At 44.4% G+C, this 26,651-nt stretch carries 28 protein-coding genes; 18 read left to right on the top strand and 10 right to left on the bottom strand.

The features are described from left to right. The first annotated feature begins 263 nt into the window (after positions 1–263). A complete protein-coding gene (locus QM454_RS03790; protein ID WP_432361781.1) occupies positions 264–788 on the top strand; it encodes a YceI family protein in 525 nt (174 codons plus the stop codon). On the opposite strand, the gene QM454_RS03785 is transcribed toward QM454_RS03790, so the two are convergent. Both QM454_RS03785 and QM454_RS03780 read right to left on the bottom strand, forming a co-directional pair. Then, the gene (locus tag QM454_RS03785) at positions 759–1,034 is read right to left on the bottom strand and encodes a hypothetical protein (RefSeq protein ID WP_432361778.1); all 276 of its coding nucleotides are present in this window, start codon (positions 1,032–1,034) and stop codon (positions 759–761) included. The genes QM454_RS03790 and QM454_RS03785 overlap by 30 nt on opposite strands. Beyond that, entirely contained in the window at positions 1,012–2,064 is a 1,053-nt protein-coding gene (locus QM454_RS03780) for a P1 family peptidase (protein WP_432361775.1), read from the bottom strand. Before QM454_RS03780 ends, QM454_RS03785 begins: the two co-directional genes overlap by 23 nt. Before the next feature lie 207 nt (positions 2,065–2,271). On the opposite strand from QM454_RS03780, the gene QM454_RS03775 reads away from it, so the two are divergent. Genes QM454_RS03775 through QM454_RS03765 form a run of 3 tightly spaced genes read left to right on the top strand, consistent with a single transcriptional unit; the run spans position 2,272 to position 5,867 of the window. Then, entirely contained in the window at positions 2,272–2,643 is a 372-nt protein-coding gene (locus QM454_RS03775; RefSeq protein ID WP_432361772.1) for an ArsR/SmtB family transcription factor, read from the top strand. Beyond that, a complete protein-coding gene (locus tag QM454_RS03770) occupies positions 2,606–4,732 on the top strand; it encodes a heavy metal translocating P-type ATPase (RefSeq protein WP_432363846.1) in 2,127 nt (708 codons plus the stop codon). Before QM454_RS03775 ends, QM454_RS03770 begins: the two co-directional genes overlap by 38 nt. 28 nt (positions 4,733–4,760) lie before the next feature. Next, positions 4,761–5,867 carry a GNAT family N-acetyltransferase gene (locus QM454_RS03765; protein WP_432361769.1) on the top strand — a complete coding sequence of 369 codons (1,107 nt, stop codon included), beginning with the start codon at positions 4,761–4,763 and terminating at the stop codon, positions 5,865–5,867. A 53-nt stretch (positions 5,868–5,920) separates the two neighbouring features. Here the strand turns inward: QM454_RS03765 and QM454_RS03760 are convergent, their stop codons facing one another. Continuing rightward, positions 5,921–6,076, bottom strand: coding sequence for a lmo0937 family membrane protein (locus tag QM454_RS03760; protein ID WP_432361767.1), 156 nt, complete (start codon positions 6,074–6,076; stop codon positions 5,921–5,923). A 117-nt stretch (positions 6,077–6,193) separates the two neighbouring features. On the opposite strand from QM454_RS03760, the gene mntR reads away from it, so the two are divergent. The 5 genes from mntR to QM454_RS03735 all read left to right on the top strand — a co-directional run bounded on the left by mntR (position 6,194) and on the right by QM454_RS03735 (position 9,390). Continuing rightward, entirely contained in the window at positions 6,194–6,604 is a 411-nt protein-coding gene (mntR, locus tag QM454_RS03755) for a transcriptional regulator MntR (protein ID WP_432361764.1), read from the top strand. A gap of 20 nt (positions 6,605–6,624) precedes the next feature. Continuing rightward, on the top strand, positions 6,625–7,488 hold the full coding sequence (locus QM454_RS03750; RefSeq protein WP_432361762.1) for a CvfB family protein: 864 nt from the start codon (positions 6,625–6,627) through the stop codon (positions 7,486–7,488). Between the two features lie 58 nt (positions 7,489–7,546). After that, entirely contained in the window at positions 7,547–8,434 is an 888-nt protein-coding gene (locus tag QM454_RS03745) for a DUF1002 domain-containing protein (protein ID WP_432361760.1), read from the top strand. Between the two features lie 44 nt (positions 8,435–8,478). Beyond that, positions 8,479–8,760, top strand: coding sequence for a GNAT family N-acetyltransferase (locus QM454_RS03740; protein ID WP_432361757.1), 282 nt, complete (start codon positions 8,479–8,481; stop codon positions 8,758–8,760). Positions 8,761–8,919: 159 nt separating this feature from the next. Beyond that, positions 8,920–9,390, top strand: a complete 471-nt coding sequence (locus QM454_RS03735) for a DUF4064 domain-containing protein (RefSeq protein ID WP_432361755.1) — start codon at positions 8,920–8,922, stop codon at positions 9,388–9,390. Between the two features lie 44 nt (positions 9,391–9,434). Here the strand turns inward: QM454_RS03735 and QM454_RS03730 are convergent, their stop codons facing one another. Then, positions 9,435–9,935 (bottom strand): GNAT family N-acetyltransferase, encoded by a 501-nt coding sequence (locus QM454_RS03730; protein WP_432361752.1) that lies wholly within the window; start codon positions 9,933–9,935, stop codon positions 9,435–9,437. Between the two features lie 414 nt (positions 9,936–10,349). On the opposite strand from QM454_RS03730, the gene QM454_RS03725 reads away from it, so the two are divergent. From QM454_RS03725 to QM454_RS03715, 3 genes are all read left to right on the top strand, one after another. Then, a complete protein-coding gene (locus QM454_RS03725) occupies positions 10,350–10,694 on the top strand; it encodes a hypothetical protein (RefSeq protein WP_432361749.1) in 345 nt (114 codons plus the stop codon). A 136-nt stretch (positions 10,695–10,830) separates the two neighbouring features. Next, on the top strand, positions 10,831–11,673 hold the full coding sequence (gene yidC, locus QM454_RS03720; protein ID WP_432361747.1) for a membrane protein insertase YidC: 843 nt from the start codon (positions 10,831–10,833) through the stop codon (positions 11,671–11,673). Positions 11,674–11,730: 57 nt separating this feature from the next. Further along, positions 11,731–11,976, top strand: a complete 246-nt coding sequence (locus tag QM454_RS03715) for a hypothetical protein (protein WP_432361744.1) — start codon at positions 11,731–11,733, stop codon at positions 11,974–11,976. Positions 11,977–12,266: 290 nt separating this feature from the next. Here the strand turns inward: QM454_RS03715 and QM454_RS03710 are convergent, their stop codons facing one another. Next, a complete protein-coding gene (locus QM454_RS03710) occupies positions 12,267–13,421 on the bottom strand; it encodes an MFS transporter (protein ID WP_432361742.1) in 1,155 nt (384 codons plus the stop codon). A gap of 133 nt (positions 13,422–13,554) precedes the next feature. Here QM454_RS03710 and QM454_RS03705 point away from each other — a divergent pair, with 133 nt between their 5' ends. Next, positions 13,555–14,481, top strand: a complete 927-nt coding sequence (locus tag QM454_RS03705) for a M15 family metallopeptidase (protein WP_432361739.1) — start codon at positions 13,555–13,557, stop codon at positions 14,479–14,481. Between the two features lie 49 nt (positions 14,482–14,530). Here the strand turns inward: QM454_RS03705 and cls are convergent, their stop codons facing one another. Further along, positions 14,531–15,982: a cardiolipin synthase gene (cls, locus tag QM454_RS03700; protein ID WP_432361736.1), complete on the bottom strand. Its 1,452-nt coding sequence runs from the start codon at positions 15,980–15,982 to the stop codon at positions 14,531–14,533. Between the two features lie 212 nt (positions 15,983–16,194). On the opposite strand from cls, the gene QM454_RS03695 reads away from it, so the two are divergent. Next, a complete protein-coding gene (locus QM454_RS03695) occupies positions 16,195–17,589 on the top strand; it encodes an L-cystine transporter (protein WP_432361733.1) in 1,395 nt (464 codons plus the stop codon). Between the two features lie 48 nt (positions 17,590–17,637). On the opposite strand, the gene QM454_RS03690 is transcribed toward QM454_RS03695, so the two are convergent. The 3 genes from QM454_RS03690 to QM454_RS03680 all read right to left on the bottom strand — a co-directional run bounded on the left by QM454_RS03690 (position 17,638) and on the right by QM454_RS03680 (position 19,714). Next, positions 17,638–17,952 (bottom strand): hypothetical protein, encoded by a 315-nt coding sequence (locus tag QM454_RS03690; protein ID WP_432361731.1) that lies wholly within the window; start codon positions 17,950–17,952, stop codon positions 17,638–17,640. 36 nt (positions 17,953–17,988) lie between these two features. Beyond that, a complete protein-coding gene (locus QM454_RS03685) occupies positions 17,989–18,423 on the bottom strand; it encodes a hypothetical protein (protein WP_432361728.1) in 435 nt (144 codons plus the stop codon). A 67-nt stretch (positions 18,424–18,490) separates the two neighbouring features. Continuing rightward, complete coding sequence (locus tag QM454_RS03680) at positions 18,491–19,714, bottom strand: helix-turn-helix domain-containing protein (protein WP_432361725.1); 1,224 nt, start codon at positions 19,712–19,714, stop codon at positions 18,491–18,493. Positions 19,715–19,836: 122 nt separating this feature from the next. On the opposite strand from QM454_RS03680, the gene QM454_RS03675 reads away from it, so the two are divergent. The 4 genes from QM454_RS03675 to QM454_RS03660 all read left to right on the top strand — a co-directional run bounded on the left by QM454_RS03675 (position 19,837) and on the right by QM454_RS03660 (position 25,300). Beyond that, entirely contained in the window at positions 19,837–21,138 is a 1,302-nt protein-coding gene (locus QM454_RS03675) for an MFS transporter (protein ID WP_432361722.1), read from the top strand. A gap of 16 nt (positions 21,139–21,154) precedes the next feature. Then, positions 21,155–22,423, top strand: a complete 1,269-nt coding sequence (locus tag QM454_RS03670; RefSeq protein ID WP_432361719.1) for a S41 family peptidase — start codon at positions 21,155–21,157, stop codon at positions 22,421–22,423. A 130-nt stretch (positions 22,424–22,553) separates the two neighbouring features. Further along, positions 22,554–23,945, top strand: a complete 1,392-nt coding sequence (locus QM454_RS03665) for a TldD/PmbA family protein (RefSeq protein WP_432361716.1) — start codon at positions 22,554–22,556, stop codon at positions 23,943–23,945. A 2-nt stretch (positions 23,946–23,947) separates the two neighbouring features. Further along, positions 23,948–25,300: a TldD/PmbA family protein gene (locus QM454_RS03660; RefSeq protein ID WP_432361714.1), complete on the top strand. Its 1,353-nt coding sequence runs from the start codon at positions 23,948–23,950 to the stop codon at positions 25,298–25,300. A gap of 61 nt (positions 25,301–25,361) precedes the next feature. Here QM454_RS03660 and QM454_RS03655 read toward each other — a convergent pair whose 3' ends face one another. After that, on the bottom strand, positions 25,362–26,522 hold the full coding sequence (locus QM454_RS03655; RefSeq protein WP_432361711.1) for an MFS transporter: 1,161 nt from the start codon (positions 26,520–26,522) through the stop codon (positions 25,362–25,364). Between the last annotated feature and the right edge of the window lie 129 nt (positions 26,523–26,651).

The raw sequence follows: 26,651 nt of genomic DNA, 5'->3' as shown, positions 1-26,651 counted from the left end.
TTCTTATGCGTTAAACACCTTCACTTTTTGTTGAATCAAAAAGTAGGCTTCACTTTTATAAGTATGCTGGCAATCAGTTGTTTTGACAAGAATTTATAACTGAGTCAAATTGAATAGAAAATTTAGGTATTATTATCTTGACTTCGAGATAAAAAACCGTTAAGATTGAATTATATCTTGGAGTAAAGATATTTTCTTACATGTAGGCATAAGGTAAAGGGCAGTGAAAATGTTTAACGAAAAATTGAAAGGGTGGATGGAACATGACGACTTGGAAAGTTGACGCGTCACATACGAATGTTGGTTTTTCAGTAAAGCATATGATGGTTTCAAAGGTTAAGGGGAGCTTTGCAGGACTGGAAGGAACGATCGAAGGGAATCCTGAAGATTTGGCAAGTGCGAAAATCAATTTCACAATCGATGCAAACTCCATTAATACAAATAGCGAAGACCGTGACAATCATCTTCGTTCAGGTGATTTCTTCGATACGGAGAAATTCCCACATCTAACATTCGTTTCTACAGAAATCGTGAAAAAAGACGATGACGAGTACGATGTTACAGGAGATTTGACAATTAAGGACGTAACGAAGAAAGTGACGTTTGAAGCAGAATTCGAAGGCACAGGAACGAACCCATGGGGCGTACAAGTTGCTGCATTTGAAGTGAAGGGGAAAATCTCCCGTAAAGAGTACGGTTTAACATGGAACCAAGCGCTTGAAGCGGGCGGCGTACTCGTAGGCGATGACATCAAGATCTCAATCGACTTGCAAGCTAATCCAGCTTAATAATATATAGAACGGCACGCATGAGAGAATAATCATGCGTGCCGTTTTTGTTTGCAGATAATTCATGACCCCGCGCTCATAACCGCCGCCTCCGCGCTCAAAACTCAGCGTTTCGCGCTTATAACCGCCGCCTCTGCGCTCAAAACTCAGCGTTTCGCGCTTATAACCGCTGCCTCCGCGCTCAAAACTCAGTGTTTCGCGCTCATAATCGCCACTCCCGCGCTCATAAAACATTTTTCTCGACAAGCGGCCATCGTTCCACTGTCCGCCCAAGTCTTCCTGTTGTCGTTTGTGCATGCATTAATGATTGAAAAACTGCTTCTTCCGTCGCCTCGATGACCGCCTTGAAAAGTTCGTTCATTATCTTAGTGTCGTCGCGCAAAAGCGTATAGCTCACTGTATCTCCGCTTTCACTTGCATGTGGAATCGTATGTGCATTCGAAAAGGCGATGATAATGTCGCCGCTTCCGTTATGAATATGCGAGCCGGTACGGCCGAGGCCAATTGCAGCACGTTTTGCAAGCCGCTTCAATTGCCGGCTATCTACCGGGGCATCCGTTGCGACGATGATCATAACGGAGCCGTCCGGTTTTTCGCTTTGCATTTCTTTAGATGGTTTTAGCTTGTCCTTTGCGGTTTGCAACTGCATTCCATTTCGGGCAAGCCATTCGTCTATTAAGCATTCTTCCGCATCGCCGAAATTCGTCAATGTTAGCACACCAACTGTGAATGATTTCTCACTATGAGGGACAATCCTTGAGGAAGAACCAATTCCGCCTTTCCTACCGAAGCAGATCATCCCTTTCCCTGCACCGACATCACCTTGCTCGAATTCGCCACTTCTCGCATTACGGATTGCTTCAACGGCATGTTCCGGTCGGACTTTTAACGACCGCATTGCGTTCAAATAGCTGTCATTGCATTCGCCGACGACGATGTTCAATGAACTGGTCGAGTCGCCAATAGCGGTATTTTCATCAAGCATATGCCGTAATGTTCCTTCAAGCACCGCGCCGACGCTAAATGTATTTGTAAGCATAATCGGAGATTCGATAACACCGAGTTCCTCCACTTGAAGAAGGCCTGCTGATTTACCAAAACCGTTCAAGATGAAACTTGCTGCAGGCACTTTCTGTTCAAAGCTATTTCCTTCATGGGGCAAGATCGCAGTGACGCCCGTACAGGCACTTTCGACACCGGACTCTTCCTTTAATGTGACATGGCCAACCGCCACTCCCGGCACGTCCGTAATGGCATTCCACTTTCCTCTTTTCATAATCCACACTCCGTTTCACTTAATGTAACCACAATCCGCTCTGCATAATGCAACATAATCGGAATCATTAACTTCCATACTACTGTTTAACCCTCTTTATTTCAAAACGAATAAACATTCTAAATACTGTTTGTTTGTACTTGCATTCAGGATAGGGTAAACATATACTGAACTATAATCAAACGTTCATTTGAATGAGGTGTAATAATGAAGTTGAAAGATACATGTGAAGTGACAGTTGTCCATGAGGAAGTAGTTGTTAAAGTTCAGAAGGAACTTCCGAATGTTAGTGGTATGGTGCAAATATTTAAAGCGCTTGCTGATGAAACGAGATTGAAGATTGCTTATTCACTCACGTTGGAAGAGCAGATGTGCGTCTGTGATGTAGCGGCAGTGATCGGTGCATCAAATGCAACAGCTTCCCATCATCTACGTTATTTGCGGGAGCATCGCCTCGCAAAATCAGTACGGAAAGGCAAAATGGTCTATTACTCCCTAGCGGATAGTCATGTGTATGATCTTGTGAAAATCGCCTATGACCATGCAACGGAAAGAGAGGACAGTCCGGATGACAACTAAGACAGAATACAGACTAGAGAACTTATCATGTGCAAACTGTGCAATGAAATTCGAAAACAATGTGAAGAGCATTCCTTCCGTAACAGAAGCGACCGTCAATTTCGGAGCGTCGAAGCTCTCTTTCACGGGTGATGCGACAATAGAGGAGCTTCAAGCAGCAGGTGCATTCGACGGCATTCAAGTTGTGCCGTTGACAAAAAGAGATCCTGATCCGAAAATTCCGTTTTTCCGGCGAAAGGAAAACATCGTTACAATTCTGTCGCTCATTTTCGTCATAGCAGGTATGTTTTTCACGTATCGTGACGTCCCGCATCCGACCGTAGCAACCGTCCTTTTTGCAGTTGCTATTCTAATTGGCGGTACAGGCATGTTCATTACGGGCATTAAAAACCTCGTACGATTCGACTTCGATATGAAGACGTTAATGACGATTGCAATCATTGGCGCGGCGATTATCGGTGAATGGCAGGAAGCAGCAGTCGTCGTCTTTTTATTTGCAGTGAGTGAAGCGTTAGAAGCCTATTCTATGAACAAGGCGCGGCAATCGATCCGTCAGCTGATGGACATCGCACCAGCATCCGCACTCGTGAAACGGGATAGCGGAATAATAGAGTTGCCAACAGAAGACATTCGAGTCGGCGACATTCTTCTCGTAAAGCCAGGTCAGAAAATCGCGATGGATGGTATCGTCAAAAGTGGAAGATCGACCGTGAATCAGTCGGCGATTACGGGGGAATCGGTCCCCGTGCTGAAACAAGTAGAGGACGAAGTGTTTGCAGGAACGTTAAATGAAGAAGGCGCACTTGAAGTGACCGTGACAAAACTCGTCGGGGATACGACAATTGCTAAAATCATTCATCTTGTTGAGGATGCTCAAGCAGAAAAAGCGCCATCTCAAAAGTTTGTCGATCGGTTTGCAAAATATTACACACCGATTATAATTGGCATTGCCATTTTAGTTGCCATCGTCCCGCCTTTATTTGGAGGCGATTGGCATACGTGGGTTTACCAAGGACTTGCGGTACTTGTTGTCGGTTGTCCTTGCGCGCTCGTCGTTTCTACACCCGTCGCAATTGTGACAGCAATCGGGAATGCAGCTCGCCAAGGTGTTCTTATTAAAGGTGGCGTCTATCTTGAGGAGATGGGGCGCATTCGTGCAGTCGCTTTCGACAAGACGGGCACATTGACGAAAGGGTACCCTGAAGTGACCGATTTCATCGTTGAGAACGGAGAGAAAAGAACGATTTTGGAAGCGGTAGCTGCAGTTGAATCGATGTCTCAGCATCCGTTGGCACGGGCAATTGTTGATTATGCGGAAAACGAAGGAGCAGGTGTAGCGGACATCCAAAACTTCCAGTCTGTCACAGGGCGAGGGGCTCTTGGGGAAGTAGATGGAACGGTCGTCCATGTCGGAAGTATGAAGTGGACGTCCGAGCTTGCAGAAGTGCCCGCAGAAATGAAAAAGCGTGCCGAAGAGTTGCAACTAGACGGGAAATCCGTCATGGCAGTTCTCTTCAATCAAACATTTAAAGCACTCATTGCAGTTACGGACCCGTTACGGGAAGAGAGTGCTGACGTCTTGCGTAAATTGAAAGAAGTAGGCATCCGGCATACGGTTATGTTAACAGGAGATGACGAGCGGACGGCGGAAGCGATTGCGATGCAAGCAGGTGTAACGGATGTCCGTGCAGCACTCATGCCGGAAGACAAATTAACTGCGGTAAAAGGGTTAATTGGTAAATACGACCGAGTCGCGATGGTCGGTGACGGCATTAATGACGCACCAGCACTTGCTGCTTCTTCAATTGGAATTGCAATGGGCGGAGCCGGGACAGACGCTGCCCTTGAGACGGCGGATATCGCCTTAATGGCGGATGATCTCCGTCAATTGCCATATACGATAAAATTAAGCCGGAAAACGTTGCAGATTATTAAGGAAAATATTATGTTTGCAATAGGCTTAAAAATAGTAGCGCTGCTTTTAATCATCCCAGGATGGTTGACATTATGGATCGCCATTTTCGCAGATATGGGTGCGACATTGCTCGTCGTACTAAATTCATTGAGATTAATGCGAATTCATAAGTGAAATAGGTAGCTCGAACGGGGGAAATGGAATGAAATTACGTGAATGGACGATGGAAGAACAGGAACAACTCATTCATTTTTTGACGACGAATACATGGCCGTTTCATGGAAATGCGCATCCGGAGCGTGAACTCATTGAAAAGACGATTGAAGAGGGCGGATATGAATCGGATGAAGTGAAAACGTTCTGGGTGCAAAATGACGAAGATGAAATCGTAGGTATCGTAAAAATCTATGATTTACAGGATGAAATTCCACTTTTCGATTTACGGATTGCAGACCGTTACCGAGGATTAGGATATGGGCCAAAAGCGCTCCGCCTCATTACGGAATTCGTTTTCGGCATGCCTGAAGAAAAAATCCGGTTGGAAGGACATACGCGCCAAGATAATTTGGCGATGCGGAAGACGTTCGAACGCGTCGGATTTGTGAAAGAAGCCCACTTGCGCAGAGCGTGGTTTTCACCAAAAGAAAAATCTTATTATGACGCTGTCACGTACGGGATGACGCGTGAAGACTTTTTGGCGGGAACGACGACGCCTGTCATGTGGGAAGATGCGAGCTTTGGAGAAAAACCGAAAAAACGCATTCCGAATTTCCCTACAGAATTTGAATCAGAGCGACTCATGATCCGTATGCCGGAAGTAGAGGATGCGCTAGATGTATGGAATGCCGTCCGGAATTCACAGTCTGCTTTAAAAAAATGGATGCCATGGGCACAGATCGCACCGGAGCTGCATACGACAGAAGAAAATCTGCGTCAGGCGATTGCAGATTTCATTACACGAAAAGATTTACGGCTCCATATTTTTTTAAAGGAAACGGGCGAATTCGTCGGATCGACGGGACTCCATCGCATCGACTGGGCAGTTCCGAAGTTCGAAATCGGGTATTGGATTGACGTGAAATTCGAAGGACGAGGGCTTATGACTGAGGCGGTTGAACGATTGACTCGTTTCGCGTTCGAGGAGCTGAACGCCCGCAGAGTGGAAATTAGATGCGATGAGGAAAATGTGAAAAGCCGTGCTGTCGCTGAACGAGCAGGGTTTGAGCTTGAAGGGACATTGAAAAGCGATTCCCTTTCAGCGGATGGAAAGCAAGTGCGAAATACGTGTATTTACGCAACAATAAAATAAGAAAGGGTGCCGATGAGTGGCACCCTTTCGCTTGCGATGAAGGCGCATGTTAGTTATAGTGATCGCTTTCCGGTTAATAACTGGACGACAAATATGATTCCTGCGATAACTAGCAGTAGGTGGATAAGTCCGCCTCCGACTCTCATAACAAATCCGAGCAGCCAGAATGCGATGAGTGCGACGATAAAAATCGAAAGTATTTTACCCATTTTTTTCACTCCTTAGTGGTATAGTGAATGTACCCGAAAGTTGGAAACTGTAAACTGCCTTGTTTGCATAGTTCATCATTGAAAGGGCAGGGAATGTACATACTGGAGGTGGAACGATTGGCAACACCAAGTATGGAGGATTATATTGAACAGATTTATTTGCAGCTCGAGGCGAGAGGAGAGGCTCGCGTCTCCGATGTAGCAGATGCGCTCTCGGTCTTACCGTCCTCGGTGACGAAAATGGCGCAGCGGCTTGACCGTGAAGGATATGTCGTCTACGAGCGCTATAGAGGGCTAGAGCTTACAGAAAAAGGACTCAAATTCGGTAAAAAACTCGTCAGAAGACATGATCTTCTCGAGGAATTTCTCCGGATCATCGGTGTCGAAGAGAAAAACATTTACAACGATGTTGAAGGGATTGAGCACCACTTGAGCTGGAATGCGATGGACCGAATTACGGACCTCGTAGAAGCGATGAAAGAAGACGAAGAGTTCGTGCGAAAACTAACAGAACGGCAAAGCTTCTAAACGGAAGAGGTAGATACCAAATGACAGAACACAAACCAGGTTTTATTGCAAAGTTGACCGTAATTGGTCAGGAAGGATCCAGATGGATTTTAGATGGCGGCGAACATGAACAGGGAATTCTGATCAATGCATCGGAATTCGATACCCCGATCAAAGAAGGGGATGACGTAGAAGTCTTCCTTTATATGAATAGGCGCGGGGAATTGACAGCAACAGCCCATATCCCGAATATGACGTGCGAATCATTCGGTTGGGGGCGCGTCATTCGAATTGATGAAAAGGAAGGCGCTTATGTAGATATCGGTTCATCGTTCGAAGTGCTTGTAAATAGAGCGGACTTACCGCGTCTAAAAGAATTATGGCCGAAGACGGACGATGAGCTGTTCATGACGCTGCGGACTGATTTAGGTGGCAATATTTTCGGACGACTCGCAACGGAGGAGAGAGTGCTGGAATTGATCGCGGATGCACCTGAGACGACTTTCAATAAAAATTTGAAAGCGCGGGCATACCGTCTATTACCAGTAGGGTCATTCTTTTTGAGCAGCCCGGAACTTTACCGGATTTTCGTCCATCATTCTGAGCGAGAGCAAGAGCCGCGTCTAGGTGAAGAAGTGGATATTCGGATTATTGACGTGCGCGATGACGGCACGTTGAACGGCTCTTTGTTGCCAAGGAAAGAGGAGCGCCTCGGTGATGACGCGGAAACTGTGTACCGCTATCTTACAGATGTAGGTGGCAAAATGCCGTTTTCGGATAAATCGACCCCTGATGAGATTAGCGAAATGTTCGGCATGAGCAAGGGTGCATTCAAACGGGCACTTGGCAAGCTGATGAAAGAAGGGAAAGTTTCGCAAAGTGAAGGTTGGACGACTTTGAAATAATAGCTGGAACTTTTTCCATTACACGTCGTACTACTTCATAGTACAGGAGGGGAAACTTATGAAAAAATTATTAATGGTGGCGAGCGCATTGTTGCTCATTATCGGGTGCTTACTTCCGACGAATGCGCAAGCTGATACGGCCATTGATGAAAAACTAGGTGTGCCCATTGTTGTGTTAGGAGCGAACTTGACGGACGCGGAGAAGGAAAGCGTTATAAAGAGCTTGAAAGTTGAAGAGACTGCCGAAGTCGACAAAATTACAGTCGATGGAAAAGATCTAGTGAAATATATTAAAGACGGCAATGCCCAGGCGAGAATGTATTCCTCCGCCAAAATTACGAGGCAGGAAAAAGGGAAAGGTCTCGTCATCAATATCGTCACGCCCGCCAATATTACGCAAGTAACAAACGAGATGTATGCAACGGCGATGATGACTGCTGGAATTGAGGACGCAATCGTTGAAGTAGCGGCGCCGAAGCCAGTAACAGGGCACTCCGCATTGGTAGGCATTTACAAGGCGTATGAAGTGTCGGGGGAAACACTCGATACAGAACGGACGGATGTCGCCAATGACGAGCTAAACTTGGCAACGAAGTTTGCGAAAGACTCCGGCATCGACCAAGACAAAGTGGCGGAGCTGCTAACGGAAATAAAGAAAGCAATTGCTGATAACAACCCTGTGACGAGGGAAGAAGTCGAGAAAATTGTAAATGACCAATTGAAGAAGCTAAATATCGAGCTGAGTGAGGCGGACCGGCAATTGCTAATCGACTTGATGGATCGGATCCGGAAATTGGACATCGATTTCGGAAAGCTATCCGAACAATTATCCGATATGGCGACGACCATTCGAGAGAAATTTGGTCAACTCGAACCTGGATTTTGGGATAAAGTTATCCAGTTCTTTGAAAATCTTTTTGAATCAATCAAGTCATGGTTTAAGTAATACAACCGTGCATTTTCTAGAACATTGATAAAGGAGAAGATTACATGGAGTTTGAATTTGTCGAGCTTGGCGGAGACGCATTCGCGTTCCGGTATGAAAAGGACGGAAAGATGTTAGCCGAAATCACATGGACGCTTCTCGCGGATGTTATGGTTATGGACCATACGTATGTATCGGAAGACTTGCGTGGGCAAGGAGTAGCAAAAAAATTGCTCGACCGCGCTGCTGAATATGCCCGTGAAAAGGAATACAAGATGGAAGCGGTATGTTCGTATATCGTCACTGCGTTTAATCGATATAAAGAATATGATGACATTAAAGCATAACCAAAAGCCTCTGGCGAAATAAAAACAGCGCAATAAAGGCAATCCTTCGATAATCAAAGGATTGCCTTTTATTTATCCTGAAAATGGATTGAAACTTATTGTTTTCTCTCTCGTATACTTGTTATGATAGAAAAAATGTTGAAGGAAAGGGTGCTTCACTTGAATCGAACAGCGGAAAAAGTATTATCGATCATTGCTGTTATTCTAACTGCAATCGGAGTTATTTTTGGTTTCATTGGAATGGCTTTCATAAATTTCGTGAGAAACGATCCTACGGCGATGCAGGAAATAGAAATGGAATTGATGGCTGATCCAGCGATGACGGAAGTTGAGATGGACGCCATGTTTGCGTTTTTCAATTTACTCGGAGGTTTTATTTGGTTTATCATTTTCGCGATGATCATTGGGGTAGTGTTGAACATTGTCGGTATCGTCAATATTTGGAAGAACAAAAACGCGAAACTTGCAGGAATTATGTTCATTATTGCGGGAGTATTTAGTGGAATATTATCATTACCATCGATTCTGCTCTATATCGCGGCAATTCTTTGTTTTACGAAAAAGCCACCAGTAGAAGATAATATCCAAATGGATTCATCATATGCGGGCGACGGAATGAGACCGTTGTAAACGAAAAAGACGCTTTCCCATTAGACGGGAAAGCGTCTTATCCATTAATAAGCGAGTACCGGTTTATGAATATAGTAAACATACTGAGCTGTTTCAACGGGGTATCCTTCAAAATGTTCTTCGAATACTTCCAGCAATTTAAATCCTTGTTTTTCATAAAAAGCCCGTCCAACTTCGTTCCGGCTATCTACGTAAACGAAGAGCTGTTTCGCATTTTGAAGCATGCTAATCGTATACTCAAATAGTTTTTTGCCGTAGCCTGCATGCTGATAGGACGGCAGAATATACATGGCAGTCAATTCAGAATCGCCATCTTCATCTTCCCTCGTAAAATTAAGAAAGCCTATCGGGGTCCCTTGCTTGCATTCGGCAATAAGCATATGCGTCTTTTCCATCCGTTTCATCATCATTGCGTCGGAATAGGAACGATTGATAAATGCTGTCTGGATGTTTTCAGGAATGATTCCCTTGTATGTATCATTCCACGTAATGTGGGCGATGTGTTGTATATAGCTAATATCATCGGTAGTCATCGGTCTAATCATGACGAATCACCTCCGCAATCCTTTTTTTCGTCTAGCTCCGGGCGCCAGAGGCTCGGGGTCATAATTATTGCTCCCAACGCTTCGCTTTTGCTCGCAAAAGCCGTTCTACGTGACGGCTTTGCCTGTCGCCTCTAGGCAGGCGCCCTCCGCTTTTGTTTTATCATAACAAAAAGTGGAGCAATAAACTATGCTTGTCATCATATTGAAATATAAAAATTTAAATTATCTAAAGAGTATGCCAAATAGGTTAGGAGTAATTGAATTATTTGAAATGAATTGTTTGATATGAGATGCTACTTACAATGAAAAGTAGCGGATGCTAATCATGCATCTTGCTGAATGGAAGTTTTCAAAAAGAAGATAAGGGTATACTGCAAGTATAATACTTTTACTAGTAATGGAGGAATGGTAGGTATGGCACGTAAACGCGGAAATGGATTACTTCTTGCTACGTTAGCTGCAGGTGCATACGCATATTTCAGCAAAAAGGAAAACCGTGACAAGGCAATTGTTGCGGTAAACAATATGAAAACGAAAGTCGATTCCTTTATCCAATCGCAAAAATTGAACCGTTCCGATGATACGAAATCGGGTCATTCGGATCCATACGACTTGCAGGATAATAAAATGGTAAGTGAAGGCGCACAAACAAGCGTCCATTATTACAACCAAGAAGTGGAAGACACGTCCGAAGAGGCGAAAGTAGACGGTCTTTACAATAAAAAAGAAAATCCAAGCCAAGCCCCTCAAAATCATTAACAAAACACGCTTCCAATACGGAGGCGTTTTTTTGACCAATTTTCAATAAATGTATGTAAATGACGAACATTGATTGTAATTGCATAGTGAATTGATGTATACTTTTCAGTAGTTTGAAATAGTGAAGGTGAATATATTGAAAAAGAAAATTGGTTTATTCACGATATTGATGACCGCTGCAGTTTTCCTCAGTGGTTGTTCCGGAGTCCAGAACAAAGAAGGGACGTTCTATAATATTTTCGTTAAGCCGATGGAGTGGCTTCTTCATTACCTCGGAGATTCCTTTAATGGGAGCTATGGCTTAGCAATTGTTCTTATTACGGTTGCTATTCGGTTAGTGCTTATGCCGCTTATGTTGAAAAACTATAAGTCGCAGCAAGAAATGAAAATTAAAATGGATGCCCTCCGTCCGGAAATGGAAGATATTCAAAAACGTCTCAAAGAGGCGAAAGAAAAGCAAGATAAGGAAGAGCAGACGAAGCTTCAACAGGAAATGATGGGCTTGTATTCAAAGCACGGCGTTAACCCGTTGAATATGGGATGTCTTCCGTTAATCATCCAGATGCCAATTATTATGGGACTTTACTTTGCGATTTTGTACGCTCCTACGGATGTAAGGGAGCACCAATTCCTTTGGTTTAAATTGGGTGAACCGGATATATTCATGATGCTTGTTGCGGGTGCAGTTTACTTTGTCCAAGCACGTGTATCGTTGTGGACGATGCCAGAGCAGCAAAAGCAGCAGATGAAGTTGTTCATATACATGTCGCCGATTATGATTATGTTCATTTCATTCACGGTGATGGCCGCACTTCCACTCTATTGGGCGGTCGGTGGTCTTCTGCTCATTTTCCAAACATACTTGGGCCGTAAGTTCTACTATAAAGAGGCGGAAGCAACTCCGGTAGAAGCAGAAGCGATTCCTGAGACGGAAACGAAGCCGAAGCCGAAGACGAAGACGAAGAAAAAGAAAGATTGAACAAAGGCATTTCTGTGGCTGGAGAGCAATCTCCAGCCTTTTTTGGAGGGAATTAACGTGAATCAGAAGAAAATAGGCGTCATCGGTATTGTTTTGCTCGGGATTGTGACGTTGTTTTTCGTCGTTAGAGGGCAGTTGGATTTGGCGGTGTTGACAATGATGGCGCTCTTTACGTTGACGAACGCTTCAAGGGCGAAATCATTCAAGGAACAAGGATTTGACAAAGCGTCTAAGTTGATGCGCTATTTATCAATCCTATTTGCTGTATCGTTTGTCGTCGTGCTGCTGCTTATTGTCATGTGAATTGTTATTTGTTTCGGGTAGTTCCGTTGATTGTAGCGATAGGCGGCGACTCCAGCGAACGCCGTAACGAAGAACGGCGTTTGCGAGTAAAAGCGTAGCGTTACGAGCAATGTTTTCTTCGACCCTAAGGGAGCAGGATGCCTTAATTTCTGCAAAGGGCGCAGAAATACGGCAAATCGAACCCTTTGCTGTTCGATTGGCTCACCGCTCGCCCGCGGAAAGCGTCCGCCTGTAGCGAAAATCAACATATAATAAAAAAATGTTCTCCGCGGACGGAGAACATATACATATTAATAAGCTAATCGCTTACGTGTTGCGAGTACAATGAAGATGGATGGGATGGAACAGATTGTCATCCCTAGAAATGCAGTTCCCGGTGAGATTTCATATAAGAATCCGGCTGGAAACGTTAGGATAGCGGTACTTAAACTCATTGCGAATGCGGCATAAAATCCTTGAGCCGCAGCAATGTGCGAATTTGGAAGCTTTACTGAAATGTATTGAATGAACGCGTAATGGGCAATTCCAAACGATGCGGCATGCAAAGCTTGCGTCGCGATAAAAACAAACGCGGTCGGGAATAAGAAGATGAGCCCCCATCGTATTGTCGATCCGATTGCAGCAATGAGGAACATCGTTGAAATCCGCATATTCACTAATAGACGGTCCGCTTTTGTGAAAAAGAGAATTTCAAATATGACTGCGACATTCAAAATAATTCCGATGTAAAATCCGTTCACATTCAAATCATCAAGGAAGATGAAGCCGTAATTGTAATAAGATGCATGCGCGCCTTGTAAAAGTACGGCAAGCAACATGACAACCGGAAATCCTTTTGTTCCAAATAACGTCTTTAACCCGGTATGCCGATTGAGCGGATCTTTCCTATCCGGTATACTTTGCAAAACTGCCGGGGCGGGACGGGAGTAAAAAATGAAAGCAATTGCGAGCCCTGCAATCATCATATACAGAATGGCTTGTTCATTCCAAACCGCAGTCGCGGCGCCAACGAGCAAGAGTGCAACCGTATATCCAATCGAGCCGAACGAACGGCTTTTACCGTAGTGAACACGCTCCTTTTGCATAAGGACGGAGGCTCCACTCTCGACAGCTGGCAAGATGATCGGATAAACCGCGCTAAACAAAATTGTAATGACGAACAATGCACTGTAAGGTGATTCAGGAATGTAGAGGACAGCAAGTAGCAAAGAGAGCAACGTCATCCATTTCATGACACGTACATAAGATGTTCTTGCAGTCAAATAAGGAAAGACGAGAAACGTTGAAAACGACCGGACAACCATTCCGGCGCCCATGATGATGCTAGCGTCTTTCACGGACAACCCCTTTTCAATTGTCAACCAACCTGTCCAATAAGGGAGAAAGACACCCCACGTAAAGAAAAAAGTCAAAAAGCTTATCGAGAGCCAACGTTGATTATTCATAAGTAATCCTCACAATCATTCATTTACACATTTGAAAATAAATGATAGCATACATGGACTGGAAAGAACATCGTCATATAGCGATTCGTATACTAGCTAGAGATACTTAGAGTAGAAGGAAGGCCAACAAAAGATGAATCGGAAACGAACATATACAACTCGGAAGAAATCCAGCAAACGATTGACAATCACATTAGTTCTGACGAGTTTAATCATGTCAGTAATCGTCATTTGGATTGGCATGCATGACTGGGATGTAACAAAAGCATGGAGGCAAGTCGGTATCGGCGAAACGGAAGCTCCGCCTGTAGAAGAGCAAGAAGTTGAGATGACTGACGTGGACGAGCCTAGATTAGAAGAGGAAGAACTAGTACAAGATCCTCCTGCGAAGATGGATGAGGCGGAAACGGACGAGCCGGAGAAAAATGACGTTCCTGCAAAGCCCGAGCCTAAAAACGAGGAGACGTCGAAAGTGACGACGAAACCGCCGACGAGCTCTACGAATAGCGGTTATATCGAAGGCCAGGAGCTTCCGGAAGAACCGACATATGTAAACGGAATCCTCATTGCAAATAAAAGATATCCATTGCCAAGTACATATGCTCCAGGCGAAAGTGCAGAAGCAAGGGAAGCATTTGAAGAGATGGTGGCCGAGGCAAAACTATCTGGCATCAATTTGACTGCCTTCAGTACATATCGCTCGTTTGAATACCAAACGTCGCTCTACAAACGGTACGTCGACAGGGATGGGGTGGAAGCGGCAGACCGATACAGTGCGCGTCCAGGCTATTCCGAACACCAAACGGGACTCGCGTTTGACATCGGGGAAGTGAACTACGAGAAACATTGGGCGTCTTCCTCGTTCGGAGCTACTGAGGCCGGGAAATGGGTAGCTGCAAATGCGTACCGCTACGGCTTTATCCTCCGATATCCGAAAGGGAAGGAAAGCATAACCGGCTACATGCACGAATCATGGCATTTTCGTTATGTCGGAAGAGAAATTGCTGAAGAGATCTTTAAACAAAATGTGACGCTAGAAGAATACCTTGGTTTGAATTGAAAAATCCTCCTTCATCCTGAATAAATGGATGAAGGAGAATTTTTTTTTCTTAAAGTAGTGGTGACAGTAATCTTGAAACGGATTCTTTAATTTTAATCCATCGTGTTCGTGCCACATACATTTCATATGTGAGCTCCGTCGATAATTGCATATCCTGCTCGAAAAGTTCGGCGAGCTCGTGGGACTTCTCGCGGTCGTAAATGAATGCGTTCACTTCGAAATTGAGTTTAAAGCTCCGTACGTCGATGTTCGCCGTTCCGACGGTAGACAATTCATCATCGACGACAATCTGCTTCGAATGAATAAATCCATTTTCGTAAATATACACTTTCGCGCCCGCCTTCAATAGCTTTCCGACATTCGAATACGTAGCCCAGTACACAAACATATGGTCCGGCTTATTCGGTATCATAATGCGAACGTCCACACCTGATAAACATGCGATGCGCAAAGCATCGAGGAAGCTGACATCCGGAATAAAGTACGGTGTCTGGATATAAATATATTCCTTCGCCAAGAAGATCATCTTCAAATAACCGTCTTTAATCTGCTCCCACTCTGCATCCGGACCGCTCGAAACGATTTGCAAACCGACCGATCCTTTTCGTGGAATAGCAGGGAAGTAACGCTCCGCGTATTCAATATCTTCCATCTCAATCGCTTGGTTCCAGTCGAGAATGAATCTCGTCTGAAGTGGATGGAGCGCACTGCCTTCGATACGTAAGTGCGTGTCGCGCCAGTAGCCGAATCGTTTATTTAATCCTAAATATTCGTCACCGACATTAAAGCCTCCGACATAGCCGATACGCCCGTCGATAACGACGATTTTACGGTGATTCCGATAGTTAAGGCGGGGGTTAATGAGAGGGAGGATTGCCGGAAAGAACGCTGCCACTTCTCCTCCACAATCAATCAGTTCCTTTAAATGCTTGACTCGTAGCCCTCGTGAGCCAATATCATCAAACAGGACGCGCACTTTCACGCCTTGCTTTGCTTTTTTAATAAGAACGTTCAGAATGCGGGTGCCTAATGCGTCTAACCGTAAAATATAATATTGAAAATGGATATGGTCTTTGGCGTTTTCAAGGTCTTTTATCAAGGCATCAAATTTTGCGACGCCATCATTAAACACTTGTACGTCATTATCTTGAGTTAAAACGGCGTGGTTATTGCGTAGGTGTAGATAAATCATATCTTTGTAATGCGCGGTATCATTTAGTCTGAAGTCGAACGTCCCTTTTTCGATCGATTCAATTTGGTAATTAATTAATGTCTCGATGCCGATGCGATTTTTCCCCTCCCACCTAAACAGGTGTTTTCTCCGTAATTGTCTTCCGAATAATAAATAGATAATAAAGCCGACTAAAGGTACGAAGAATAGGACAAGAATCCATGCCCACGTTGCTGTAGGATCTCTTCTTTCGAGGAAAATTAGTGCAATCGCAAGGAAAATGTTCAATATGAAAATGGACGTTAACGTAATTGTAATCAAACTGGCCATATAAGTCCCCCTTTAATGACTGCTCACTATTAGTATACCGAAAACTTTCCAAAAAAGAAGGAAAGTTCATCCACAAAGGGGATGCTGTCATGTAACGATGCGCTTTTCGTTCAAAAATAGTTATAAAATCTATTAATCCTACTTGACTGATATGAATTAAGGGTATATAGTTTTTTTATAGTATTTCATACTTTCCTGAAGGAGGAAAAGAAATGGATAATTTATTGCTAATTGTAAATATAATCGCTTTTTTGTTTTTGATAGGACTTCTCTATACTATGCATCGAAAAAACGTTTCGTTTTCTAAAAGGGTATTCACCGGTCTTGGACTAGGAATCCTTTTCGGTTTCATTTTGAATTTCGCTTACGGAGCTGACTCTGCGATCCTTGCGAAATCGGTTAGTTGGTTTAACATCGTAGGGACAGGATACGTTAAGCTTCTTCAAATGATTGTCGTTCCGCTCGTTTTCATATCGATTTTAGGTGCGTTCACGAAAGTAACAATCGGTAAAAACTTCGGAAAGATGGCGGGGATGATTTTAGGGATCCTCGTCGGTACGACTGCAATTGCTGCAGCAATCGGTATTTCGGCGTCATTGCTGTTCGGATTGGACGCCTCTGAAATTGTCCAAGGTGAGGCTGAAACTGCACGAGGCGTCTCCATCGAAGAGCGTTCTGCAAATGTAGCTGGCAAAGCATTGCCAGATCAAATACTCGACTTATTGCCTGCGAATCCGTTTCTAGATTTCACGGGAGCGCGTCCAACATCGACAATCGGTGTCGTCATCTTCGCAGCGTTTCTCGGCTTTGCCTATTTGGCATTGACGCGACGGGATGAAGAGAATGCGAACTTAGTGAAGAGAGGGATTGATGCTCTTTATTCACTCATAATGGGTGTCGTGCGGATTGTATTGCGTTTGACGCCTTACGGAATTTTAGCAATCATCGCAAGAACTGTTGCAACATCTGACTTTGCGGCAATCTTTAGCTTAGGTAAATTTGTCCTTGCTTCATATGTTGCGTTGCTTGTCATGTACCTCGTCCATTTGATCATCATTACGGTTTCTGGGTTGAATCCAATTACGTATGTGAAAAAGACGGCGGAAGCTTTGCTGTTCGCATTCTCGTCAAGGTCGAGTGCAGGTACTTTACCACTTAACATCAAAACACAAACCGATCGACTCGGCGTTCCGGACGGAGTTGCAAACTTTGCAGGTTCTTTCGGATTGTCTATCGGGCAGAATGGCTGTGCAGGTGTATATCCAGCGATGCTTGCTGTTATGATTGCGCCGACTGTTGGTCAAAATCCATTAGAGCCGACATTTTTAATTACGTTAATTGCAATCGTTGCGATTAGTTCATTCGGAGTTGCTGGAGTCGGTGGGGGAGCTACGTTTGCGGCAATTCTCGTTCTATCTGCCTTGAATCTTCCGGTCGCATTGGCTGGTTTACTAATTTCGGTTGAGCCACTAATCGACATGGGTCGGACGGCGTTGAATGTGAGTGGTTCGATGACTGCGGGTGTAACAACTGCTCGGATTAACGGCGAGTTAGATAAGGATGTTTATAACGATTCAATGGAGCATCAGTCAATCGAAGGTGCTTGATGAAAAAATGCCGGAGAAGCATGTACGCTTCTCCGGCATTTTTATTTGTTACGAGGGCTTCGCGTCCAAAGCAGGTCGTCCCGCGTCCAAAGCGGCTGGCTTCGCGTCCAAAGTAGGCCGTCCTGCGTCCAAAGCGGCTTGCTTCGCGTCCAAAGCAGGTTGTCCCGCGTCCAAAGTAGGCCGTCCCACGTCCAAAGCGGCTGGCTTCGCGTCCAAAGTAGGCCGTCCCGCGTCCAATGCAGCCGGCTCCGCGCCCAAAGCGAGTGGCTCCGCGCTCAAAGCGAGTGGCTCCGCGCTCAAAGCGGGAGGTTCCGCGCTCAAAGCGGATGGCTCCGCGCTCAAAGCAAGCGCATCCGCGCCCAAAGGAAGCTGCTACTGCCCGGCCAAGGAACCTCTATTTCATTCCGTAGATTGCATTAATCGAATTTCCCCCGCATCCGATACGAGTTCATAATAGTAATTTCCATACCCGGCCAGCTTTATAGGGGTTTTTGAATCGAGTTGTACTTTAGTATTCGAATTAGGAGATGTAAGTAAGGCGATTTCCAGTAATAAATCCTCTGTAGAATCCACATCTACTTGGAACAATTCAAACACCATCGATTCTCCTTTTTTAATTATGGAGCCGTCTGCATTTATGCCACCTTGCGTACCTTTCAACACTCCGTCCTGATACCAGCTGATCTCCATTCCGTATATCGCTGCATTCGTATTGTTCGTAATATGCAATAGTACGGAATTAGGGGCAGTTGTTTGTTGAGGTGAATTGTTGGAGCAAGCCGCCAATAAAATCGCCAGAAGGGATACAATAGCCAATACCAATTTATTTTTCATTAACTCCCTCCCCTCGATATGTTTTACACATTAAAACGAAAATACGTGTCACGAGCTGCCTAAGTCATTAACTATGAATTGATTCATACGTTTTCATAATGAAGTCCTTGTAAGGCGTGTGTGGCATGTTGGAAATGTTTTTCACCGCTATGTCAATTGAACGGTACGCTTCTGCTTCTTCTCCTAAAGCCCGATGGCAAAGTGCCGCATACGCATCTTTTTCGTAGAAGATCGATAAATCTAATGGGTGATGAACATAGTCCGCGATAGTCACTTGCTTGAAGCAGGATAGTGCTTCTTTGTAATCCCCTATGCCATATAGTGCTTTGCCTCTCTCCAGGAAGGTATAAGGAGTGTAGGTTTTGCTAGGATCATGTTCTTCATGATACTCATTCAAACTATCCAATGCTTCTTGATACGCTTTCTTGTAAGAAGTCATATAATGGATTTTTGCATACTTAGTAAATAGAATTGCTTCTTCATCATCGGCAAATTCCCCGTAAAGCAAAAGTTTACGTTCATAATATTCCATGGACTTTTCGTCTTCAGTCATCACCGCGTACGACATAGCTAATCGATATAAATAATCGATGCGATAGAAAACTTGCTTCTCCTTTGAAAACTCAATCCCTTCATTCATTACCCGCTTAGCTTCTTCCGCATTGCCTACCGCGTAGTGAAGGACTGCCTCCAAATAATCGAAATCGAGACGGGTGAGGGGGTCGATAAACCCATTCCGCGCCTCGGTTTCAGCACGCTCCTTCAACAGAATAGCAAGCGCATCATCGTAATGATGTTCGGAGAATTCCACAATTGACCGGAAAAGACCTACCGACGCAAAACGGCGGGTAATATTCATTTGATCGTAAATGTCTGCGGCTTTATTTAAAAGTTCTTGCCAGCCATCCTTCTTTTCGTAGTAAAGGGTACGGCTATAAATATCCAAGAGCCTAGCCGCTTCATATCCTTGTGTCAACTTCTCCACATACGGTTCGATTAAAGAGAGGATTTGTTCATGTTCATCCGTAAGTTGATCAAGGCCGATACTGAACAGTTGTTCAGCGGTTTTTAACACATCCTGCAATTCCTGCCGGTTTGTCTCCTCCAACAGTTCTGACATTTCAACACCCAGCCGTTCCGCAATATACGATAAGCTTTCCATCGATGGATTCGCTTTATTGTTTTCAATTAAGCTGAGCATTCCCTTTGTCAGCTGGTCTCCTGCTAATGCTTCCAATGTCATTTTCCGTTGTTTGCGCAACGACCTGATCCGTTCGCCTAACGTATTCATAGGAACACTCCTTTCATCATGTAGCATATAGTTTAATTATATTAAACTTTGGCTTGTAATGAAAGAGATTACGTGCTATTATTTGTTTAATTAAATTAAACTCACTGAATGGAGTGACTATTTTGAGTGAAGCAATAAAGTTAAAAAGAGCTACTTATCATCTGTGGACGTTCACGATCAGTAAGCTTATTGCATCGTTCGGGGCTCAAGTGTATGCGTTTGCCGTAAGTTTTTATATTTTGCAAATGACAGGGTCCGCGGCAAGCTTTGCGACGAATTTGATATGCAGCATTTTACCTCGGACTCTTGTTGCGCCATTTGCGGGTTATGTGGCGGATCGATATTCGCGAAAGGCGATAGTTATTACAGCGCAAATTGCTACGACCATTGCTATTGGGGGGCTTCTCACTGTTAGTTTGACTTCGGGCATCTCACTCGTTGCGATTTACATTACGACAGCAATATTGGCTGTCACTTCCACGTTTTCGGGGGTGACATTCAGTTCATCAATAACAGGACTTGTTGATGAAGCCCGAATTCAAAAGGCGATGTCCCTTAATCAAATGTCGATTTCATTTGCAGCGATTGGGAGTCCGGCAATTGCGGGCGTGTTATATGGAACCGTCACAATGCCGGTGTTCCTAATAATGTACATGTCAGCTTCGACGCTTGCGGTACTTCTTGAATCGACGATGAATTTCAAGCTATTCGCAAAAAGAAAAGAAGTTATAGAAGGAGAGCCGAAAGAGTCGATGGTGCAAAGTATGAAAGCGGGACTTTCCTATTTGAAATTGCAACCGGTCGTTATGGCGATCATCTGGGTCTCGTTATTCATCAACTTCTTATTTGGTGCGTTTATGGTCGGCTATTCATTCATCCTTATCGAAAAAATGAAAATGGCACCAGAGCATTTCGGCTTCACAGAAGGGGTATTCGCAGTAGGGATGCTGCTTATGTCGATATACTTATCCGTCCGGAAGGAAATTAAATTTCCGTTATTAGTAGGGAAAAGAGGCATTATCGGAATGTCTTTGATCATGAGTGGAGTTGCCATGCCGCTTATCGTTGCCATGCCGTATTCTTGGATGGTTGCCTATTATGCAACGCTTATGTTCGGGTTTGGATTGACACAAATTATCGTCAATACTCCGATGATGGTCATGATGCAAAAGATGATTGACGATGATTACAAAGGACGCGTCTTTTCTATTCTCGAAACGATGGCAATGGCACTTATGCCGTTAGGGATGGTGTTATACGGGTACCTGTATGATGTGTTACCAGCGCATTGGATTCTGATTGTTTCTAGTCTGTTATTAATTGGAGTTGTCCTCGTGTTAGCAAGGCCGTCTGTTGTACGTATGGCACATCCGGAGCTTGGAGAGAGAAAAGCTATGAAAGCGAAAACCGTATCAGAATTATAAAAAGAGGGGTGTAGAATTGGAGCAGATTTTTAAAGAAATTGTTCAAATCATGCAAAACGACTATGCAGGTTGGAAAGATAAGCAAGGATGTGATAGACCGGATCATTTTCTTGAAATGATTAAAGGGAATGATCAGCTGTCGAATAAGGAATTCAAGGAAATTGTTGAAGAGTATTTGCTCGATTTTAACGATCAACATATTCATTTCATTATGGAAAATACGGTAAATGAAAAGCCGAAAAATCGCGGTTTCAAGGTGCGCCGTTACGAAGACCGGCTGTACGTCACTGAAGTGGATTCAGAAGAGCGGCTCAAACCCGGAATGAGTATCGTCTCATTAGGTGGGAAAAGCATCCCTGAATTGAGGGAGTTGTACCACAGACGATTAAATGAAAACCATCCTGAGCGGGAAAATTGGGCGCCGATTCTAATGCTTTATCCAGACGGTGAAGTGGAGGATGGGAACGGGAAACGGGAAATCACATTCGGCTTATATGATAAAAAGCCTTATGTCCCTACGTACTCCGTGGAGAAAAAGCAAGACGCGGTTGTCATAACAATGACCGATTTTGCAAATCCCGACGCCATCGTGAAGATGGTTGAGGAGAATAAAAAGCTGCTTGAAACGACGGATAAGTGGATTATCGATGTGCGTGTGAATTATGGGGGGAGCGATTCGAGTTACTATCCGCTAATTCCTTATTTAATGCCTGAAGAGGGTGTTGATCTCGCAGGTTCCGGAGAAAAGATGCTTATAAATTGCACGGAAGCTAGCGCTGATCGTATTTTGCCTGAGCTGAAGGAGGCGCTTGAAGGGACGGAAGATGAGCAGGCGCGTCAAGTATTGTCTGTTTTCAAGCGTGAGTGGGAGCGTAACCGGGGGAAAGGATTTGTGGAATTCGATTTTGGCGATATGGTTAGCAGTACATTTGTAAAGGGGACGAAACATCCATCGCAAGTAATCGTGTTGACGGATGTCTATTGTGGTAGTTCGGGAGATTCGTTCGTGGAACTTGTGAAGAAGTCTAACAAAGTGACGGTTGTTGGTAGGGCGACGATGGGGCTAAACGATTACGCGAATTTGATTAGCATGAAGTGGGAGGAAGGGTTTGAATTAATGTATCCGTCTTCGTGCCTTTCCCGGATCGACAAAGGGCAGGGTATGACAGGCGTCGGCATTACGCCACATATCCATATCCCTTGGAAGCCTGAGCATATTGAGGAAGACGTGGATGTAAAGAAGGCTTTTGAACTCTTGTCGAGAAATAGTGAAGTGACGAGCTGATGCAAAGGAAGGTATTTTAGTAGTTTCTTCGTCATGATTAGGTACTTTGCATGTCAAATGAAACTATATTCATAAAGACTCGTATATCTATATGTATAGTTATTAGAAAAATAGGAAGTGGGGGAAAGTTATGTTAAACAAGGCGCTTATTGAAGATGTGTTGCAAGCTGCACTTGAGACGGGTGGCGATTTCTCGGAAGTGTTTGTGGAAGATCGGTACACGAATCATATGCTTCTTCAAAATTCTCGGTTGGAGAAAAATTTGTCCGGACGTGATTTTGGGGTAGGGATTAGGGTGTTTCACGGGTTGCAAAGCGTTTACGCGTATACGAATGATTCCTCGCGAGAAGGGCTTTTGAAAGCTGCCCGTACTGCTGCGAAAGCGATTCAAGGGAAGCGGGATCATCAAACGACAATCATTCCACTCATGAAAGAATCGGTAACATCACTTCATCCGATAAAAATCATGCCGAATGAAGCAGGAAAAGACCGGAAGCTTGCTGTCATGCGAAATGCGAATGATATTATGAAAAACTATGACCCGGAAATCGTTCAAGCAATCATCAACTTAATCGATGAAGAGCAAAATGTGCTCATTGCCAATTCAGAAGGGAAATTTGTGGAGGATCAGCGAGTAAGAAGCCGGATGTCAATGGTATCCATCGCTTCAGACGGGGTGGATATGCAGACTGGCTCTTATGGTCCCGGCGCGTATCAAGGTTTTGAGTTTATTGAAAACCTCGATCTCAATCATTATGCAAAGGAATCTGCCCGGATTGCTAAAACGATGCTCCATGCAGATCCTGCCCCGAGCGGAAAATTCCCAGTCATCATTGACAATGAATTTGGCGGCGTCATTTTCCACGAAGCTTGCGGCCATAGCCTTGAAGCATCATCAGTGGCGAAAAACGCTTCTGTTTTTGCAAATAAAGTAGGAGAAAAAGTAGCGTCAGATCTCGTTACATACATTGACGATGGGACGCTTGAAAACGAGTGGGGCTCACTCAATATCGACGATGAAGGTGAAAAGTCCCGCAAAAATGTGCTCATTGAAGACGGTATTTTGAAAGGCTACATGATTGATAAATTAAACGGCAGACGGATGGGGATGGAGTCTACGGGCTCGAGCCGCAGGCAATCCTACAGATTTGCCCCAACATCCCGGATGACGAATACGTATATTGCTCCTGGAAAATCCACACCTGAAGAGATCATCGCAGACACGGAATATGGCATTTATGCGAAATATATGGGAGGCGGATCAGTCAATCCTGGAACGGGAGATTTCAACTTTGCCGTCAATGAGGCGTACTTGGTCAGGAATGGCAAGATTGAGAAGCCTATCCGCGGTGCGACGTTGATTGGGAACGGAGCGAAAACAATCCTGAATATTGATCGGGTCGGCAATAATTTAGGTCATGGTGCAGGAATGTGCGGCGCGTCAAGTGGCAGCTTGCCAGTGAATGTCGGACAGCCGATGGTACGTGTGAGTGAAATCACGGTCGGCGGAAAGGAGGTATAAAAATGAATATCGAGCAATTGAAGCAGCAACTGTTTGCTGAAGGGGAGAAATTAGAGTTTACCAATCTGGAGCTTTATTACGAGAATAAAGAAAGTCTTACAATTGGATTGTATGAAGGAGAAGTGGATAAATACGATTTTTCCGAAGTGCAAGGAGCGTCTGTAAGAGGATTGTATAATGGGAAAACGGGTTACGCCTATACAGAAAAATTCGATGAGGATTCGGTTTCATTCTTGCTGAAAAACGCAGTGGAAAATGCGGAGTTGATTGAAAACGAACCGGAAGAGTTATTCACAGAAAAAGCGGAGTATGAAGAAATCCAGTTTTACAGTCCGGAATTGGGCACGGTTAAACCGGAAGATATGATTCAATTCTTGCAGGCAGTCGAGAAGAAAATCTTATCGTATGATCCGCGAGTAACGAAGGTCGCTACATCCCAAATGCGGTACGAGAAATGGGAAAAGGGTCTTTTCCATGATAAAGGGTTAGAGCTTAAGGAAGCGAATAACTTTTTACTATTTTACGTTTCGATTCTCGTTCAGGAAAATGACGAATTGAAATCTGGATTTGTTTTTAGAATCACTAAAGTTTTTGATGAGCTTGATGCGGACGTGATCGCAAAAGAGGTCGTAGAACAGGGGTTAAGCAAGTTGGGGGAAAGAAATTATCCAAATAAAAAATACCCTGTCGTATTGAAAAATGAGGCAGCAGCTTCTCTTTTGTCAACATTCACATCCTCATTCTCGGCCCAGGCCGTACAGGATAACCGATCCCGCTTGAAAGGAAAGTTGGGCGAGAAGATTGCGGCAGATCATGTGAATCTAATTGATAACCCGTTTCTTCCAGCAGGGATTCAAAGTACGACATTTGATTCGGAAGGGGTTCCGACGCGAAAGCTTAACATTGTCGAAAAAGGGAACTTACAAACCTACTTCCACAACTTGAAAACAGCGAAAAAAGATGGTGTAGAGACGACAGGACATGCATATCGCAGGTCTTATCAAGGTTCCGTCGAAGTGAGCCCGTCCAATTTTTATATTGAACCTGCCAATCAAACGTATGAGCAGCTTTACGCGGGGCTTGAGGAAGGCATCATCATTACCAGTTTAGCTGGGTTGCACTCTGGAGCGGATCCGATTTCAGGCGACTTTTCCTTGGCGGCTGATGGATATTATGTAAAAGATGGCAAAATTGCAGGGCCGACGAAGCAGATGACCGTAGCCGGGAACTTCTTTGAAGTGCTTCAGGACATTGAAGATATCGGAGAAGACTTAGTATTTTCACCAATGAGTTTTAACGGATATATTGGTTCACCATCCTTGAAGATTAAGGGCTTGGCCATTACGGTTGATTAATAGTAGATAATGAAATAAGAAAGGGCACAGCATATTCAATATGTTGTGCCCTTTATGTTATTTAGTTGGTTCGCAATGTCTTCGTAGATTTGCGATATGTGAAGATGAAGATGATCGAAATGACCGCAAGTGCTGCGGAAATATAGTAGATCTCGCCAGTCATCTTCGTAAACAGCCATGTGAATAATAACGGTCCGATGATACGTCCCAAATTGTCCATCGAATACGTCATGCCGGCAGCCGTCCCATACATCCCGCCGGATTCCTTCGAAGTTAAGGAAACGAGGACTGTTCGCGAAAGTGCGTTACCTGCCGTGAAGATGGCAAGCGCTACGCCCGCCCAGAAAAGGCTACCCGTGAACGGAATTAATAGAAGGCCGATTGCGGTAATGATTTGGCCGCCTAAAATCCATTTCGTTTCCGCCCCATTTTTCACCCGACGGACGACACCGCCTTGAATGGCTGCATCGACAAACCCGCTCGCCATGAATAAATAGCCAATCTGCTTTGGCGTAATCTCAATGGCTGAGATCTGGAACAATTGGAATGTCGATTCGATCCCTGCAAGTATTAACGTTACCATGAAGGAAAGTAAGAACAGGTTTCGAATTCGGTATTGCCAAAGTGTCGCACCGCCTTTCGGAAGAAGCGCCCGTTTATTCGCCTCGCCAAGACGCTCCGGCTCTTTCAATATAACTCCTGCATAGATTAGAAGAAGTAGTGTCAATATGCCAGACGCGATAAATGGAGTTTGCAAGCTAATGTCGCCGAGAACTCCACCGATTGCTGGGCCGAAAATGAACCCGAGCCCAATCGACATGCCTAGCAAGCCCATATATTTATTTCGATTTTCCTCCGTTGTCATATCCCCAACAAACCCAGTAACTGCCGTGTACAATGCCCCCGAAAAAATTCCGCCGACGACGCGAGATAGGTATAGCATCGTTAGGTTATGTATAAAAAAGGAGAACAGGAAAAAGCTTAAGCTGAAGCCGATTAAGCCAACCAATATTAACTTCTTCCGCCCAACCCGGTCGGACAACGTACCCCATAGCGGAGCAGTGAAGAATGACGCGAGTGAATAAACCGTTAGCAATCCACCAACGTGAATTTCAGAAAGCTCCTGCTGCACGATTACTTCCGGCAAAACGGGAATAATAATGCCGAATCCGAGATAGACGAAAAATTGAACAGACATTAAGAGTAAAATGGATTTTTTCATGTATGTACCCGCTTTCAATAAACATCGATACTACCATATTACTCTGTACGCCATATTCAGACAAAGGAAATGGTTAATTGAAGCCTCTTCATCCCCTAGAAATATAAACTTTCCCCCTTCATGTATAAA

The sequence above is a fragment of the Sporosarcina sp. UB5 genome (genome assembly GCF_050859005.1).
GTDB lineage: Bacteria > Bacillota > Bacilli > Bacillales_A > Planococcaceae > Sporosarcina.
The sequence above is the reverse complement of the archived record's forward strand: the minus strand, read 5'-3'. Positions and strand labels throughout refer to the sequence as shown.

Bases quoted from the DNA above. Each gene is read 5' to 3' on its own strand.
- QM454_RS03780 (WP_432361775.1), bottom strand. From the start codon at position 2,064: ATGAAAAGAGGAAAGTGGAATGCCATTACGGACGTGCCGGGAGTGGCG.
- QM454_RS03710 (WP_432361742.1), bottom strand. From the start codon at position 13,421: ATGAATAATCAACGTTGGCTCTCGATAAGCTTTTTGACTTTTTTCTTT.
- QM454_RS03705 (WP_432361739.1), top strand. From the start codon at position 13,555: ATGAATCGGAAACGAACATATACAACTCGGAAGAAATCCAGCAAACGA.
- QM454_RS03775 (WP_432361772.1), top strand. From the start codon at position 2,272: ATGAAGTTGAAAGATACATGTGAAGTGACAGTTGTCCATGAGGAAGTA.
- QM454_RS03790 (WP_432361781.1), top strand. From the start codon at position 264: ATGACGACTTGGAAAGTTGACGCGTCACATACGAATGTTGGTTTTTCA.
- QM454_RS03660 (WP_432361714.1), top strand. From the start codon at position 23,948: ATGAATATCGAGCAATTGAAGCAGCAACTGTTTGCTGAAGGGGAGAAA.
- QM454_RS03695 (WP_432361733.1), top strand. From the start codon at position 16,195: ATGGATAATTTATTGCTAATTGTAAATATAATCGCTTTTTTGTTTTTG.
- QM454_RS03745 (WP_432361760.1), top strand. From the start codon at position 7,547: ATGAAAAAATTATTAATGGTGGCGAGCGCATTGTTGCTCATTATCGGG.
- QM454_RS03740 (WP_432361757.1), top strand. From the start codon at position 8,479: ATGGAGTTTGAATTTGTCGAGCTTGGCGGAGACGCATTCGCGTTCCGG.
- QM454_RS03655 (WP_432361711.1), bottom strand. From the start codon at position 26,522: ATGAAAAAATCCATTTTACTCTTAATGTCTGTTCAATTTTTCGTCTAT.
- cls (WP_432361736.1), bottom strand. From the start codon at position 15,982: ATGGCCAGTTTGATTACAATTACGTTAACGTCCATTTTCATATTGAAC.
- QM454_RS03665 (WP_432361716.1), top strand. From the start codon at position 22,554: ATGTTAAACAAGGCGCTTATTGAAGATGTGTTGCAAGCTGCACTTGAG.
- QM454_RS03765 (WP_432361769.1), top strand. From the start codon at position 4,761: ATGAAATTACGTGAATGGACGATGGAAGAACAGGAACAACTCATTCAT.
- QM454_RS03725 (WP_432361749.1), top strand. From the start codon at position 10,350: ATGGCACGTAAACGCGGAAATGGATTACTTCTTGCTACGTTAGCTGCA.
- QM454_RS03750 (WP_432361762.1), top strand. From the start codon at position 6,625: ATGACAGAACACAAACCAGGTTTTATTGCAAAGTTGACCGTAATTGGT.
- QM454_RS03685 (WP_432361728.1), bottom strand. From the start codon at position 18,423: ATGAAAAATAAATTGGTATTGGCTATTGTATCCCTTCTGGCGATTTTA.
- QM454_RS03680 (WP_432361725.1), bottom strand. From the start codon at position 19,714: ATGAATACGTTAGGCGAACGGATCAGGTCGTTGCGCAAACAACGGAAA.
- QM454_RS03770 (WP_432363846.1), top strand. From the start codon at position 2,606: ATGCAACGGAAAGAGAGGACAGTCCGGATGACAACTAAGACAGAATAC.
- QM454_RS03730 (WP_432361752.1), bottom strand. From the start codon at position 9,935: ATGATTAGACCGATGACTACCGATGATATTAGCTATATACAACACATC.
- QM454_RS03760 (WP_432361767.1), bottom strand. From the start codon at position 6,076: ATGGGTAAAATACTTTCGATTTTTATCGTCGCACTCATCGCATTCTGG.